Here is a 15,351-nt window from a genome sequence, read left to right on the forward strand (position 1 = left end):
AACCGCCACATCCGCCGCCTGCTCGCCGCCATCGGCCTGGAAACGCTGCGCCTCGTGCGCGTGCGGATCGGCGCCGTGTCGCTCGGCGACCTGCCCAAGGGCGCGGTGCGCGAACTCACGGCGGAGGAAGTTGTGGCGCTCGGTGGTCGGCCGGGCTGAAAGGCGATCATTCGCGAGGCTGGGGATTTGTGTTCGCGCCTTCAGAACGCCGATAAAACTCACTGAGCCGGTTGATCCAGCCTTTCCCGCTTGCGTCGCTAGGAAGGCTTACGCCTGCGCCACCGCATCGGCTGCGCTTCGCTCTCTTATGAGTCTGCGCCGCTCTCGACAGTCTTCCAAAGGGATGTGTCAGTCGCTCCTGGAGGAATGCATTTTCTCCTAGCCATCTTTTCGCGCAATATCGTTGCAGCCGCGCGCGCCATCTTGGAATGCCATCCTTGGCGCTTGCGAAAAGACAAGGCCAACTTACGGTCAGACTTCGACTCGCCCTTCGCCCGCTCCCCGAAAGGAGGCCCGGCATGAGCCGCGCCCTGCCCGCTTCCGCCCTCTCCGCGCCGCCGATCCGCCCGCCGGCGCTCGCGGCCGCCTTCGCGCTTGCCCTCGGCACGCTGGCGCTGGGGACGGTCTACGGCCCGCGCCAGGGCGCGCTGCTCCTGCTCGGCGGGGCGCTGGGCCTCGTGCTCTACCACGCCGCCTTCGGCTTCACCTCGGCCTGGCGCGTCTTCATTCTCGACGGGCGGGGCAAGGGCCTGCGGGCGCAGATGGTGATGCTCGCCCTCGCCGTTCTCCTGTTCTTCCCCGTGCTCGCATCGGGCACGCTCTTCGGCCTGCCGGTGAAGGGCTCGCTCGCGCCGCTCTCCACCGGCGTCGTGTTCGGCGCCTTCATATTCGGCATCGGCATGCAGATGGGCGGCGGCTGCGCCTCGGGCACGCTCTTCACCGCCGGCGGCGGCAATGCGCGCATGCTGGTGACGCTCCTCTTCTTCATCATCGGCTCGGTGCTCGGCACATTGCATTTCGACTGGTGGCTGGGCTTGCCCGCCCTGGAGCCGGTGTCGCTGGTGCAGAGCTTCGGCGCGGGGGGCGGCATCGCGCTCTCGCTCGCGCTCTTTGCCGCCATCGCCGGGCTCACCGTTCTGGTGGAGCGCCAGCGCCACGGCGCGCTGGAACAGGAGGCCCCCTCGCCCCGCCAAGGGCTTTCGCGCTTTGCCCGTGGGCCCTGGCCCGTGGTGGCGGGTGCCGTCGCGCTGGCGCTTCTCAACTTCGTGACGCTGGCGCTCGCCGGCCGGCCCTGGGGCATCACCTCGGCCTTCGCGCTCTGGGGCGCCAAGGGTGCGGCGCTGATCGGCTTCGACCCCGCCTCCTGGGCCTATTGGCAGACGCCGGCCAATGCCAAGGCGCTGTCGGAAAGCGTCTTCGCCGATGTCACCTCGGTCATGGATTTCGGCATCATCGCGGGCGCCATGCTGGCGGCGGGCCTTGCCGGCCGCTTCGCGCCCAGCCTTCGCATTCCGCTGCGCTCGCTGGTGGCGGCGGTGGTCGGCGGGCTGCTGCTCGGCTATGGCGCGCGCATCGCCTATGGCTGCAATATCGGGGCCTATTTCTCCGGCATCGCCTCGGGCAGCCTACACGGCTGGCTCTGGATGGTGGCGGCCTTCGCCGGCAACGTCGTGGGCGTGCGGCTGCGCCCCTTCTTCTTCCGTTGATGGTGCGCGGGTGAGCTTGTCGAAGGCTCGCCCGCCGCTTTTTGACCTCGTGCCGAGCGGCCAAAGCGCGATTTCATTTCCGATTTTGGATCAAATTCAATATAGGCGGGCGTCATGAGCCAGACGCCTCTTTCCCGCATCCGCAACTTTTCCATCGTCGCCCATATCGACCATGGCAAATCCACACTCGCCGACCGGTTGATCCAAACGACCGGCGGTCTCGACGCGCGCGAGATGGCGGGCAAGGAACAGGTCCTCGACTCGATGGATATCGAGCGCGAGCGGGGCATCACCATCAAGGCGCAGACCGTTCGCCTCCACTACAAGGCGCGGGACGGGGAAATCTACGTCCTGAACCTCATCGACACGCCGGGCCATGTCGACTTCGCCTACGAGGTCTCGCGCTCGCTTTCGGCCTGCGAGGGCGCGCTCCTGGTGGTGGACGCCGCGCAGGGCGTCGAGGCGCAGACGCTCGCCAATGTCTATCTCGCGCTCGACAACGATCTCGACATCGTGCCCGTCCTCAACAAGATCGACCTTCCCGCCGCCGAGCCGGACAAGGTGAAGGAGCAGATCGAGGAGGTGATCGGCATCGACGCCTCCGACGCGGTGATGATCTCGGCCAAATCCGGCATCGGCATCGACGAGGTTCTGGAGGCCATCGTCACGCGCCTGCCCGCGCCCAAGGCCGGCGATCGCTCGGCCCCGCTGAAAGCCATGCTGGTGGATAGCTGGTACGACGCCTATCTCGGCGTCGTCGTGCTCGTGCGCGTGATCGACGGCGAGTTGAAGAAGGGCCAGACCATCCGCATGATGGGCACGGACGCCAAGTATCCGGTGGACCGGGTCGGCGTCTTCACCCCCAAGATGATCAACATGGAGGCCTTAGGCCCCGGCGAGATCGGCTTCATCACCGCCTCGATCAAGGAAGTGGCCGACACACGCGTCGGCGACACGATCACCGAGGACAAGCGCCAGACCGCCGAGATGCTGCCCGGCTTCAAACCGGCCCAGCCCGTGGTCTTCTGCGGCCTGTTCCCGACCGACGCCGCCGCCTTCGACGATCTGCGCGCCGCCATGGGCCGGCTGCGCCTCAACGACGCCAGCTTCTCCTTCGAGATGGAAAGCTCGGCCGCGCTCGGCTTCGGCTTCCGCTGCGGCTTCCTCGGGCTTCTTCATCTGGAGATCATCCAGGAGCGCCTCAGCCGCGAGTTCGATCTCGACCTGATCGCGACCGCCCCCTCCGTCGTCTACGACATCAAGCTGATCGACGGCACCACGGTCCCACTGCACAACCCGGCCGACATGCCGGACACGATGAAGATCGAGGCGATCTACGAGCCTTGGATCAAGGCGACGATCCTGACGCCGGACGACTATCTCGGCAACATCCTGACGCTCTGCCAGGAGCGGCGCGGCGTGCAGACCGACCTGTCCTATGTCGGCAAGCGCGCCATGGTCAGCTACGAGCTGCCGCTCAACGAGGTCGTGTTCGACTTCTACGACCGGCTGAAGTCGATCTCCAAGGGCTATGCCTCCTTCGACTACCAGCTCGCGGACTATCGCGAGGGCGATCTCGTCAAGCTCACGGTGCTGGTGAACGCCGAGCCGGTGGACGCCCTGTCCATGCTGGTTCACCGGACCCAGGCGGAGAAGCGCGGCCGCGCCATGTGCGAGAAGCTCAAGGAGCTGATCCCCAACCACCTGTTCAAGATCCCGATCCAGGCGGCGATCGGCGGCAAGGTGATCGCGCGCGAGACGATCTCGGCCCTGCGCAAGGACGTGACGGCCAAATGCTATGGCGGCGACGCCTCGCGCAAGCGCAAGCTCCTCGACAAGCAGAAAGAGGGCAAGAAGCGCATGCGCCAGTTCGGCAAGGTCGACATTCCGCAGGAAGCCTTCATCGCCGCCCTGAAGATGGACAGCTAAGCCTCCCAGGCTTTTCGCCCGCCCGACCTTCACGGGCAGGCTTGGACCGATACGAAACGCGTCGCTTTCCATAAGGAGCGGCGCGTTTTGCGTTGGAGCGCCCTGCCCTCGATGCCAGCCTCGGCGCACGAAAAAGGGCCGGACGCTCGCGCGCCCGACCCCTGGGTCGTCAGGTTCGGCCCGAAGGCCGCTTCGCTTCGATCAGGCGAAGAAGAAGAAGTCCGACGTGGTCATGTCAGCGAGCTTGGCGCCGGCCAGAACCAGCGTGTCGTTGGTGTCGGTGGTGATGACCACCGAATTGCCGACCTGCGCGGCATGGGCGAGAACGTCGGCCGCGTCCGCGAAGACGCCGTTGCGGAAGCCGATCGTGTCCTCGCCTTCCTTGTAGTCGAGAACGCGGTCGTTGCCGAAATTGGCCTCGAACCAGAACTGGTCCTTGCCTTCGCCGCCGGTCAGCGTGTCGTTGCCGCGGCCGGCCATGAGGATGTCGTCGCCGAAGCCGCCGAACAGCTTGTCGTCGCCGTCGCCCGCGTTGATGATGTCGTTGCCGGCATCGCCATAGAGCACGTCGTTGCCGGTGCCGCCGTCGATCAGGTCGTTGCCAGCGCCGCCGCTGATCGTGTCGTTGCCGGCCGCGCCGTAGAGATTGTCGTTGCCGTCGCCGCCGTTCAGCAGGTCTTCGCCCGTGCCGCCGTTGATCGTGTCGTTGCCGAGGCCGCCGGTCATCGTGTCGTTGCCGTCGCCGCCGTAGATCGAGTCGTCGCCGTCGTCGCCATGGATCAGGTCGTTGCCGCCGTCGCCTTGGAGATTGTCGTTGCCGACGCCGCCCACCAGCGTGTCGTTGCCGTCCCCGCCGAAGAGCGTGTCGTTGCCGGCCTCGCCATAGAGCTTGTCGTCGCCCGTTCCGCCGAAGAGCTTGTCGCTACCGATGCCGCCGAACAGGCTGTCATTGCCCGCGTCGCCATAGAGAACGTCGTTGTTCTCGCCGCCGAAGAGCTGGTCGTTGCCGCTGCCGCCGAGCAGAAGGTCGTTGCCGGTGCCGCCATAGAGATGGTCGTCGCCAGCCGCGCCGTTCAGCGTGTCGTTGCCCGCGCTGCCGTACAGCGTGTCGTTGCCCGCGCCGCCGAACAGGAGGTCGTTGCCGCTGTTGCCGTTGATGAGGTCGTTGCCGTCGCCGCCGTAGAGGGCGTCGTTGCCGAGGCCGCCGATCAGCGTGTTGTTGCCGCCGAAGCCGTAGATCGTGTCGTTGCCGTCGAGGCCCTCGATGTGGTCCGAGGCGCTGGTGCCGAGGAGACGGTCGTCGCCGGCGGTGCCCAGGATCAGGTTCAGCGTCGCCTGAAGGGTCGGGTCGGTGGCCATGAGATATCCTTATGGATTTATAATACAGATGAATTCAGGCGCAAAGAACCGGAGGCCCGGTGGGGCCTTTCGAAACGCTGCAAGGCAAGATGACGAACGAAGACCGCACCCGGCGCCGCCGGCTGGCTCTAGCTCGTTTCGATGGCTTTCGGGTCTGGCGCCGCTCTTTCGGCGCGGTGCCGGAACGAGCGACGCAGAGGCGAAACCTCGAAGACGAAAGCAACCTCCGGTTCAGCCCAGCAAGACCCTGCAGACCCGAACCCGGCAAATCGCTCCCAAATCGTCAAGCCTTCGTTAAGGGTGATGTTTTGTATTCCCCAAGGGGAATGTCAAGCGACCGCAGCGCGATAGAATGGTCGCGGCGGCGCAAAGCGACGTTTGGGCCATCGGTGGTGTCGAACGGCGTCACTGCGCCTCGCCAGGCGCCCATCAAGACTCCCGGTCCTGACCCTGAGGGAAGCCAACGTCTAGGATCGCGAAAGAGCCTGCTTGGAACGACTGAGGCGGCCGAAGGCTTGCCTTCGCGCCCCCGCCGCGTCATTGCCGCAGTGCGAAACGGCCCGATGGCCTCGCCGGCCGTGCGAAGGCCGGAGCCGGCCGGCTTTCACCCGTGGCCCCATCCGTGACATGATCGGGGCGCTCTTGCGGGCAGGCCCAAGGAGATTTCCGATGACGACGTGGAGCGCCTCACCCGAGTTCAGGAGCCGGTTCTCGCTCGGCAGCCTTGCCTCGCGCTTCGGTGCCTACCACGCCCTGTTCCTGATCTGCCTCATCCAGTTCAGCACCGCCTGGTACTGGGCGAGCCTGGACTTGTCGGAAAAGAACCTTGAGGGCGGCGCGCCCTTTTCCGTGCCCTTCCGCTACCTGACCTGGGCCGCGATCGCCGCCTGCACGGCGGTCTACCTCTACACCCGCTCGGGCCGAACCTTGGCCCAGGTCCTGGCCCCGTTCGGCGCCTTTTTGCTGATCGGGGTACTGGCAACGCCGCTCGGCGATTCCCTCGTCACTTCCGTGCGCACGCTCCTGTTCTGGTTCCTGATGGCTTTCGGGGCGGCGACCTGCGGGCTGATGTTGCCGCCGCGCCATTCGCTCAAGATCCTGTTCTGGACGCTGTTCGCGATGCTGGCGGGATCGCTCGTCGTCAGCGTCGTGTTTCCCGACTGGGGCACGCATCTCTACGGGTTCGACATGGTCTGGCGCGGGCTGTTCCAGCGCAAGAACAGCCTCGGCATCGCCGCCATGTGGGCGCTGGTGATCGCCTATTTCGCGCTGCCGACGATGGGCCCGCTCAAGGCCGGCACCTTGTTCGCCCTCTCGGCCATCTGCCTCGTCATGTCGGGCTCGGCCGGCTCGCTGGCCGTCAGCCTTGGGGCGCTCGGCTTCTTCGCGCTGCTGGCGACGCTGATCCGCGCTCGCCTGTCCACCGCGCTCGGCTCCGGCCTCCTGATCGGCACGGTGCTCGCGCTCGTCCTCGCCACGCTTTACCTCTGGGAGCCCGTCACCACCGCGCTCGGCCGCGACCCGACCCTGACCGGGCGCACGGTGATCTGGTCGATGTATCTGGACGAGGTTCAGGGCCATTGGCTGATCGGGCGCGGACCCGGCGCCTTTTCGCCGGGATCGGCTATCTCGGACCGGCTGTTCGACCTGCTCCTGCCCTTCGGCGCCATCCGCCAGCCGCACAGTTCCTACATCATGGCGATCGGCGAAGGCGGCTATCTCGGCCTCGCCGCCTATGTCGGCGCCCTGTTCTATGTCGCCTTCGTCGCGCCGTTCCGCATGCGCACGCCCGAATCCCTCGCCGCCGCGCTCGCCGCCTTCCTGGTGCTGATGGGCGGGCTGATCGAAGGGCGCGGCGTCTACAACACGAGCTTCGAGGCCTTTCTCCTGATCTATTTCCGGGCGCTCGCCGTGCGCTCGGTCCTACCCGACTACCCCTATGGACGGCGCACGCTCTGACATGGCCAAGGCCGTCCTGCGCAAGGGAGCCGAGGTGACGGACGCCCCGCCGGACGCCGGTCCCGGCTCGGGACGCGAGTTCCGCGAGGCGATCACGCGGCTGGTGACCGACGCGCCGGCGCGCGCCATTCTCCTGCCGACGCTCGCGGCAAGCTGGCTCGACACGCCGATCGGCCCCATGCTGGCCATTGCCGGCGAGAGTGATCTGCATCTTCTGGAGTTCGCCGAGCGGATCGCCCTGCCGCGCGAGATCGAGCGCCTGCGGGCCAAGGCGGGGCCGATCGCCTTTCGCGCCAGCCCCATGCTCGCTCGCGTCGAGGCAGCGCTGACGACCTATTTCGGCGGCATGCCCTTTCCCGCCGACCTGCCGCTCAAGGGTCTCGGCAGCGCCTTCGAGCGCGAGGTGTGGGACGAACTTGCGCGCATTCCGGCCGGGCAGACGCGCTCCTATGGCGAGGTCGCCCGGCACCTGGGCCGGCCGGCTGCGGTGCGGGCTGTGGCGCGCGCCAACGGCGCGAACCCGATCGCGCTGCTCGTTCCGTGCCACCGCGTGATCGGCGCGGACGGCGCCCTGACGGGCTATGGCGGCAAGCTTTGGCGCAAGACGTGGCTGCTCAGGCACGAGCGCGAAATGGCGGCGCGGGAAACCGTCGCAAAACCTTGACGAAAGGTGGCTCGGCGGTTATGGCAGGCGCGTCCCGTGGTGCGTCGCGATGCGCCGGGGGCCTTCCAAGAACCAAAAGAAGACGGCCCGGGTGCCTTTGGCGCCGAGAGCCGGACCCAAAAAGGTTGAACTCATGTTCGCAGTGATCAAGACCGGCGGCAAGCAGTACCGCGTCGCCGCCAACGACGAATTCGAGATCGAGCGCCTCGTCGGCGAAGCTGGCGATCGCGTCACCTTCAACGAGGTGCTGATGGTCGGCACCACGATCGGCGCGCCCTTCGTGGCCGGCGCCACCGTGACCGCCGAGATCGTCGAGCAGACGCGCGGCCCGAAGGTCATCTCGTTCAAGAAGCGTCGCCGCCAGAACTCCAAGCGCACGCGCGGCCACCGCCAGGACCTGACCCTCGTGCGCATCGCCGAGATCCTGACCGACGGCAAGGCCGCTTCCGCCGCCGCCTCGACCGAGGAAGGCGAAGCCGCCAAGAAGCCCCGTGCGGCCAAGAAGGCCACGGCCGAAGCCGAGGCTTGATCGGGGCGCCGCCGAAGCCCTTCGGGCTTGCATCGGCGGCTCCCGTCCACATGTTTTGAACCCAACGCGGCGCGCTGCGTGATCGCCCTTGGCGGTCCCCCGTCGCGAGATCAGACTTCAGGAGAGTTCCCATGGCACATAAAAAGGCAGGCGGTTCATCCCGCAACGGTCGCGATTCCGAGTCCAAGCGCCTTGGCGTGAAGAAGTTCGGCGGCGAGAACGTCGTGGCCGGCAACATTCTCGTGCGTCAGCGCGGCACCCGCTGGCACCCCGGCACCAATGTCGGCATCGGCCGCGACCACACGCTCTTCGCCACCTCGCAGGGCACCGTCGTCTTCCAGGCGAAGGCGCAAGGCCGAACCTACGTTTCCGTCATGCCGAAAGCCGAAGCCGCCGAGTGACCGGTAGCTCACGAGCGCCGGCGTCCCACCGACCCGGCCTCTGACCCGCTCCGACGGGACAGGAACGAAACGGGGAGATGGGCCGCCATCTCCCCGTTTTCCGTTTCATCCAGAGGACCGGTTCCATGCTCTCAGCGGAGTTTCCCCCCGGCGAGGAAGACGACGAAAGTCGGCTCGCCACCGCCCGGCTCGTCCTGCGCCCCGTGCGCATGAGCGACGCGCCCGACATCGCGCGCCATGCCAACGACCGGCAGATCGCGGAGATGACCTCGCGCATTCCCCACCCCTACAGCCTCGGCCATGCCGAGAGCTTCCTGGCGGCGGTGGACGGCGAGTTGATCTTCGCGATCACCACGCGGGAGACCGGCGGGTTTCTCGGCCTTTGCAGCCTGCAGGCGACGGAGCGCCAGAACACGGCCGAACTCGGCTACTGGATCGGCCGGCCCTTCTGGGGCAAGGGCTTCGCCACGGAAGCGGCGCAGGCGATGATCGACCATGCTTTCGGCGCGTTGGAGCTCGGCACGGTGGAAGTGCGCTGCCGCGTCGTCAACGGCGCCTCGCGCCGGGTGATCCAGAAATGCGGCTTCGGCTATCGCGGCACCGGGCTGTCCACCTCGCTGGTGGCCGGGCGCGTCGCCAGCGAGACCTATGGGATGGACCGGCGCACCTGGGAATCCCTGAAGTCCTGGGGCGGGCGTGGATGGCGGTGAGCGCAGCGCTTCTCCGACGCGCGGCGCTCGGCCTAGCGCTCGGGCTCACGGCCTCGCTCGCGCAGACTCATGCGGCGCGGGCGGACGCCGCGCTGTTCGATCTCGCCGGCTTCTTCGCCGGGCGAAGCGTCAGCGCCGGCGAGGTGCGGACCCTGTTCTTCTCGCCGGAGCCCTTCACTGCCGGCTTCCAGGGCCGGGTCGAGGGCAATACGCTCCTGCTGGACGAGCGCTTTCGCTTTCCTGAGGGCGTGCGGTTGCAACGCTGGCATCTCCGCTTTGCCGGGCCGCTCGTTCGCGGCACGGTGGAAACGGAAGGGCGGGACGGCCGGCTGCGCCCCGCCGTTCCGGTGGAGGGGGAGCGCACGGCCGCGGGCGTCGAGCTGCGCTACACCGGCTATGCACCGGGCGGGCGGGCGCTGCGCCTCGCGTTCCGGCACGTGATGACGGCAAATGGCGACGGGACGCTGGAGAACCATGTGACGGTGCGCCTTCTCGGCGTGCCCCTTGCGCGCTCCGAGGTCACGTTCAGCAAGAGCGAGGCGGATTTGCAGCGCCACCTTGCCAAGGCGCCGCATCCGTAGGATCACTGCCGGCAAGGCGGCGGGTCCGATCCCATGCCCCTTCGAGCCCTCCGGCCAGGGCCGGGAGCATGTCCAGGCAAGGCGGAGACGCCTCGCCGTCGGGCGATGCGAAAGACATGAGAGGCCGAGAGCCTTTCGCGCGGATTCGAATTCGCGGGATAGGCTCTCAATCAAAACGAGGCGGACGAACCCGCCCCTTATGCCGATCCGGCCTCGATGCCGGCAGCAGGATTCGAAAGACGCAACGATGAAATTTCTGGACCGGGTCAAAGTCTATGTGCGCTCGGGCGACGGCGGAGCCGGCGCCGTGTCCTTTCGGCGCGAGAAGTTCATCGAGTTCGGCGGCCCGGACGGCGGCGACGGCGGGCGCGGCGGCGACGTGTTCATCGAGGCCGTCTCGGGGCTCAACACGCTGATCGACTATCGCTACCAGCAGCATTTCCGGGCCAAGATCGGCATGCACGGCATGGGCCGCAACCGCACCGGCGCCAAGGGCGACGACGTGACATTGAAGGTCCCCGTCGGCACGCAGATCTATGCCGAGGACGAAGAGACGCTGCTCGCCGATCTCACCGAGATCGGGCAGAAGGTGCGCATCGCCGCCGGCGGCAATGGCGGCTTCGGCAACTGGCAGTTCAAGTCCTCGGTCAACCAGGCGCCGCACCGCGCCAATCCGGGCCTGGAGGGCGAGGAGCTGACGCTCTGGTTCCAGCTCAAGCTCATCGCCGATGCCGGCCTCGTCGGCCTGCCCAATGCCGGCAAGTCGACCTTCCTCGCCAGCTGCACCGCCGCGCGGCCGAAGATCGCCAACTATCCCTTCACCACGCTCTATCCCAACCTCGGCGTCGCGACGGTGGACGGGCACGAGTTCGTCATCGCCGACATTCCCGGCCTGATCGAGGGCGCGCACGAGGGCGTGGGCATCGGCGACCGGTTCCTCGGCCATGTCGAGCGCACGCGCGTCCTGCTCCACCTCGTTTCCGCCGTCGAGGAGGACGTCGCCAAAGCCTACGAGACCGTGCGCCGGGAACTGGAACTCTACGACCCCGAACTGATCGAGAAGCCTGAGATCGTGGCGCTGAGCCAAGTCGACACGGTGGACGACGAGACGCGGCGCGACAAGCTGGAGCAGCTGGAAGCGGTGGCGGGCGTCAAGCCCATCGTGCTCTCCGCCATCACCCGCCACGGCATGCCCGAGGCGCTGCGTCGCCTGCGCCGCGAGATCGCCGATTTCGACGGCGAGGCGGCCGACGAGCAGGCGAGCGAGGACCGCCGCCGCTTCGGCGCCAACCTGTCGGACGAGGACTGGCGGGGATGAGCGACGCGCTGGACGGCTTCGGTCGCATCGTCGTCAAGATCGGCTCAGCGCTCCTGGTGGACCGGGAGCGCGGGCTGAAGCTCGACTGGCTGCGCTCGCTGACCGACGACGTGGCCGCGCTCGCCCGCGAAGGGCGCGAGGTCCTGCTCGTCTCGTCCGGCGCCATCGCGCTCGGCCGCGCCATCATGAAGCTGCCGGCCGGCGCCCTGAAGCTGGAGGAGGCGCAGGCCGCCGCCGCCGTCGGGCAGATCGCGCTGGCGCGCGCCTACTCTGAAGCGCTCGGCCGTCACAAGCTGGAAGCCGGGCAGATTCTTCTGACGCTGCGCGACACCGAGGAGCGCCGGCCCTATCTCAACGCCCGCGCGACGATCGGCACGCTTTTGCAGTTCGGCGCCGTTCCCGTCATCAACGAGAACGACACGGTGGCGACCGCCGAGATCCGCTACGGCGACAACGACCGGCTGGCCGCGCGCGTCGCCACCATGATGTCGGCCGATCTCCTGATTCTTCTCTCCGACATCGACGGGCTCTACACCGCCCCGCCGGCTGACAACCCAAGCGCCCGCCACATTCCGGTGGTGGAGGCGATCACGCCGCAGATCGAGGCCATGGCGGGCGGCGCCGCCTCGATCTTCTCGCGCGGCGGCATGAAGACCAAGATCGACGCCGGCAAGATCGCCACGGCCGCAGGCGCTGCGATGATCATCACGCTCGGCAATCGCGACAACCCGATCGACGCCATACGGCGCGGCGAGCGGCAGACCCTGTTTCGCGCGGGCGCCGACCCCGTGCGCTCGCGCAAGCGCTGGATCGCCGGCCATCTCAACGCCACCGGCCGCCTCACCGTGGACGACGGCGCGGTGCGCGCGCTCCATGCCGGCAAGAGCCTGCTGCCCGCCGGCGTAAAACGGGTGGACGGCGAGTTCCGGCGCGGTGATACGATCCTGGTGCTGGACGAAGCGGGCTCGGAGGTCGCGCGCGGCCTCGTCGCCTACGACGCGGCGGAAGCGCGGCTCGTGGCAGGCCTGCGCTCGGCCGCGATCGAGGAGCGGCTCGGCGGCGGCGCCCGCGCGACGATGATCCACCGCGACGATCTCGTGGTAGGCCGCGTCGGGCAGGAGGAAGTGTCGGAAGGAACGGATCATGCTCGATAAGGCAGGACAGAGCGCGATGAGCGTCGAAGCGGTGATGCAGGACATGGGCCAGCGTGCCCGTCTGGCCGCGCGCGAGCTCGCCCTGGCCTCGGCCGAGCAGAAGAGCGCCGCCCTTCTCGCCATGGCCGAGGCCGTGGAGCGGGCGATGCCCGACATCATTCTTGCCAACGCCGCGGATCTCGGGCGCGCGGAAGGCGCCGGCATGGCGGCCTCGTTCCGCGACCGGCTGCGGCTGGACGAGACGCGCATCCGCGCCATCGCCGCGAGCCTTCGCGAGATCGCCGCCCTGCCCGATCCGGTCGGATCGACCGTGTCGGAATGGACCCGGCCCAACGGGCTCCTGATCCGCCGGGTGCGCACGCCCATCGGCACGATCGGCGTCATCTACGAGAGCCGGCCCAACGTCACCGCCGATGCGGGCGCGCTCTGTCTCAAGGCGGGCAATGCCGTGATCCTGCGCGGCGGCTCGGACTCGTCCGCCTCCTCCGCCGCGATCCACCGCGCGCTGCAGGCGGGGCTGGGGCAAGCCGGCCTGCCGGTGGACGCGATCCAGCTCGTGCCGACCACGGACCGCGCGGCGGTGGGCGAGATGCTGAGAGGTCTGAACGGCGCGATCGACGTGATCGTGCCGCGCGGCGGGCGCTCCCTGGTGGAGCGCGTTCAGTCCGAGGCGCGCGTGCCGGTCTTCGCCCATCTCGAAGGGCTCTGCCATCTCTATGTCGACCGCGCGGCCGATCTCGCCATGGCGAGGGGTATCGCGGTCAACGCCAAGATGCGGCGCACCGGCATCTGCGGCGCGGCGGAAACGCTGCTGGTGGACGAGGCGGTGGCCGGGACGCATCTCGTGCCGATCCTCGACGCGCTGCGCGAGGCGGGCTGCGAGGTGCGCGGCAGCGAGGCCGTCCGCCGTCTCGACCCGAAGGCTTTGCCGGCGAGCGAGGAGGACTTCCGCACCGAGTATCTCGACGCCATCATCTCGGTGGCGCTGGTGGACGGGGTGGACGGCGCGATCGACCATATCGCCCGCTATTCCTCGCATCATACCGAGGCGATCGTCACCGAGAATGCTGCGGCGGTGGAGCGCTTCTTCCGCTCGGTGGATTCGGCCATCCTCCTGCACAATGCCTCGACCCAGTTCGCCGACGGCGGCGAGTTCGGATTCGGCGGCGAGATCGGCATCGCGACGGGCAAGATGCATGCGCGCGGGCCCGTCGGCGTCGAGCAGCTCACGACCTTCAACTACCGCGTGTCGGGCACCGGTCAGCTTCGTCCGTGACCGCATCCAGCGCCGAAACGGCGACCCTTTCTTCCGCCGATCTGGCGATCCCGCATGTCGAGCCCGGCCTTCGCGTCGGGCTCTTCGGCGGCTCCTTCAACCCCGCGCACGAGGGCCATCTCCTCGTCGCCGAGACGGCGCTTCGGCGCCTGTCGCTCGACCGCATCTGGTGGATGGTCTCACCCGGCAATCCGCTGAAGGACCATCGCAACCTGCGCCCGCTGGCCGAGCGGCTGGCGGCCTCCCGCGCGCTGGTGGAGGACCCGCGCATTCTCGTCACCGCCTTCGAGGCGGCGCACCAGATCCGCTACAGCGCCGACACGGTGCGGCTGGTGAAGCGTCGCTGCCCGCTGGCACGCTTCGTCTGGGTGATGGGGGCCGACAGTCTCGCCGGCTTCCATCGTTGGCAGGACTGGCGCGCCATCGCCAGCGCCCTGCCGATCGCCGTGGTGGACCGGCCGGGCTCGACCCTGGCGCTTCTGTCTTCCAGCGCGGCGCGCAGCCTGTCGCGGTTTCGCATTCCGGAGGCGGAGTGCGCCCGCCTCGCCTTCCATGCCCCGCCGGCCTGGGTGTTCCTGCACGGGCCCCGGTCGCGGCTGTCATCCACGATGTTGCGGGCGAGCGTCTCGTCTTGAAAGCAACAGAGATCCTTGCCATTTTTCTTTTGGAGACGGGGGCGAACGCGCCCGCCTCCCCTGAGACGGAGGATTTTGGCCTCCCGATCGCGACCCTTGAAGGAGAACTTCGCTGACTTCTGCCGCTGAACTGAAGGGCGACCTTGCCGTTCCTTCCGACGTCACCGCCGCCGACACGTCCACGGCCCGGTCCGTCATCGACGTCGTAACCGCGAGCCTTGACGACTCCAAGGCCGAAGACGTGGTCGCGATCAATCTGGCTGGCCGCTCCGCGCTGGCCGACCACATGGTCATCGCGTCCGGTCGCTCGCACCGCCACGTTTCGGCCGTCGCCGACCATCTCCTGCGCGACCTGAAGGATGGCGGCTACGGCCAGGCCAAGGTCGAAGGCCTGGAGAATGGCGACTGGGTCCTGATCGACACCGGCGACATCATCATCCATATCTTCCGGCCGGAAGTGCGCTCCTTCTACAATATCGAAAAGATGTGGAGCGTCAGCGAAGGCAGCGACACGAAGCTGCATTGAGCTCAGCGCTTCGAAACCGAGCCGGGCGGCAGCGCCCGGCGGCCTCGCCATGCGCCTGACTCTGGCCGCCATCGGGCGGATGAAGGCTGGGCCGGAGCAGGAGCTCTGCGCCCGCTATCTCGACCGTCTGCGCAAGGCCGGCCCACCGCTGGGGCTCGACTTCGCGGGCGTCGTGGAACTGCCGGAATCCCGCTTCTCGACCGTCCCGGAGCGCAAGCGCGACGAGGCGGCGCGGCTGCTCGCCGCCCTGCCCGAAAATTGCCGGCTGATCGTCCTCGACGAGACCGGCAAGACGCCCTCCTCGGAGGAGTTCGCGGCCGATCTCGGCAGCTTGCGCGACGAGGGCCTGCGCGACCTCGCGCTCGTCATCGGTGGGCCGGATGGCTTGTCGGACGACTTGCGAAAGAGCGCGCTGCGCGTCGTCGCCTTCGGGCGGCTGACCTTCCCGCATCAGGTCGTGCGCATTCTCCTGGCCGAACAGCTTTACCGCGCGGCCACCATTCTCTCCGGCCATCCCTACCATCGGGTCTGACCCGCCTATCCCTGGCCTGCCGTGTGTGGGATGAAAAGGGAGAACGGGCGGGCGCGGGCGCGCCTGTCCATC

Annotated in this window: 15 protein-coding genes; 14 read left to right on the plus strand and 1 reads right to left on the minus strand. The window is 68.0% G+C overall.

Features of this window, described 5'->3' with window-relative positions:
- Window positions 1-518: 518 nt before the first annotated feature.
- Together AUL32_RS10910 and lepA are read left to right on the plus strand one after the other, a co-directional pair.
- A complete protein-coding gene (locus AUL32_RS10910) occupies window positions 519-1,706 on the plus strand; it encodes a YeeE/YedE family protein (protein ID WP_062114761.1) in 1,188 nt (395 codons plus the stop codon).
- A gap of 114 nt (window positions 1,707-1,820) precedes the next feature.
- Window positions 1,821-3,635 carry a translation elongation factor 4 gene (gene lepA / locus AUL32_RS10915; RefSeq protein ID WP_061972982.1) on the plus strand — a complete coding sequence of 605 codons (1,815 nt, stop codon included), beginning with the start codon at window positions 1,821-1,823 and terminating at the stop codon, window positions 3,633-3,635.
- A 201-nt stretch (window positions 3,636-3,836) separates the two neighbouring features.
- On the opposite strand, the gene AUL32_RS10920 is transcribed toward lepA, so the two are convergent.
- Entirely contained in the window at window positions 3,837-4,994 is a 1,158-nt protein-coding gene (locus AUL32_RS10920) for a calcium-binding protein (protein WP_062114764.1), read from the minus strand.
- 669 nt (window positions 4,995-5,663) lie between these two features.
- On the opposite strand from AUL32_RS10920, the gene AUL32_RS10925 reads away from it, so the two are divergent.
- From AUL32_RS10925 to rlmH, 12 genes are all read left to right on the plus strand, one after another.
- A complete protein-coding gene (locus AUL32_RS10925) occupies window positions 5,664-6,953 on the plus strand; it encodes an O-antigen ligase family protein (RefSeq protein ID WP_062114766.1) in 1,290 nt (429 codons plus the stop codon).
- 1 nt (window position 6,954) lies between these two features.
- Window positions 6,955-7,617: a methylated-DNA--[protein]-cysteine S-methyltransferase gene (locus tag AUL32_RS10930; protein WP_062114768.1), complete on the plus strand. Its 663-nt coding sequence runs from the start codon at window positions 6,955-6,957 to the stop codon at window positions 7,615-7,617.
- 133 nt (window positions 7,618-7,750) lie between these two features.
- Window positions 7,751-8,146, plus strand: a complete 396-nt coding sequence (gene rplU / locus AUL32_RS10935; RefSeq protein ID WP_061972988.1) for a 50S ribosomal protein L21 — start codon at window positions 7,751-7,753, stop codon at window positions 8,144-8,146.
- Window positions 8,147-8,277: 131 nt separating this feature from the next.
- On the plus strand, window positions 8,278-8,547 hold the full coding sequence (gene rpmA, locus AUL32_RS10940) for a 50S ribosomal protein L27 (RefSeq protein ID WP_061972990.1): 270 nt from the start codon (window positions 8,278-8,280) through the stop codon (window positions 8,545-8,547).
- 125 nt (window positions 8,548-8,672) lie between these two features.
- A complete protein-coding gene (locus tag AUL32_RS10945) occupies window positions 8,673-9,257 on the plus strand; it encodes a GNAT family N-acetyltransferase (RefSeq protein WP_061977538.1) in 585 nt (194 codons plus the stop codon).
- The gene (locus tag AUL32_RS10950) at window positions 9,254-9,838 is read left to right on the plus strand and encodes a DUF3833 family protein (protein ID WP_192847451.1); all 585 of its coding nucleotides are present in this window, start codon (window positions 9,254-9,256) and stop codon (window positions 9,836-9,838) included. The genes AUL32_RS10945 and AUL32_RS10950 overlap by 4 nt, the downstream gene beginning before the upstream one ends.
- A 247-nt stretch (window positions 9,839-10,085) precedes the next feature.
- Entirely contained in the window at window positions 10,086-11,156 is a 1,071-nt protein-coding gene (obgE, locus tag AUL32_RS10955; RefSeq protein WP_062114772.1) for a GTPase ObgE, read from the plus strand.
- Complete coding sequence (gene proB, locus AUL32_RS10960) at window positions 11,153-12,310, plus strand: glutamate 5-kinase (RefSeq protein WP_062114774.1); 1,158 nt, start codon at window positions 11,153-11,155, stop codon at window positions 12,308-12,310. The genes obgE and proB overlap by 4 nt, the downstream gene beginning before the upstream one ends.
- Window positions 12,300-13,586 (plus strand): glutamate-5-semialdehyde dehydrogenase, encoded by a 1,287-nt coding sequence (locus tag AUL32_RS10965; protein ID WP_062114775.1) that lies wholly within the window; start codon window positions 12,300-12,302, stop codon window positions 13,584-13,586. The genes proB and AUL32_RS10965 overlap by 11 nt, the downstream gene beginning before the upstream one ends.
- Window positions 13,583-14,221 (plus strand): nicotinate-nucleotide adenylyltransferase, encoded by a 639-nt coding sequence (locus AUL32_RS10970; protein WP_082659548.1) that lies wholly within the window; start codon window positions 13,583-13,585, stop codon window positions 14,219-14,221. Before AUL32_RS10965 ends, AUL32_RS10970 begins: the two co-directional genes overlap by 4 nt.
- 196 nt (window positions 14,222-14,417) lie before the next feature.
- Window positions 14,418-14,747 (plus strand): ribosome silencing factor, encoded by a 330-nt coding sequence (gene rsfS, locus AUL32_RS10975; RefSeq protein ID WP_061972998.1) that lies wholly within the window; start codon window positions 14,418-14,420, stop codon window positions 14,745-14,747.
- 49 nt (window positions 14,748-14,796) lie between these two features.
- Window positions 14,797-15,279, plus strand: coding sequence for a 23S rRNA (pseudouridine(1915)-N(3))-methyltransferase RlmH (gene rlmH, locus AUL32_RS10980; protein ID WP_062114778.1), 483 nt, complete (start codon window positions 14,797-14,799; stop codon window positions 15,277-15,279).
- The last annotated feature ends 72 nt before the right edge of the window (window positions 15,280-15,351 follow it).

It is taken from the genome of Aureimonas sp. AU40 (assembly GCF_001463785.1).
Lineage (GTDB): Bacteria > Pseudomonadota > Alphaproteobacteria > Rhizobiales > Rhizobiaceae > Aureimonas.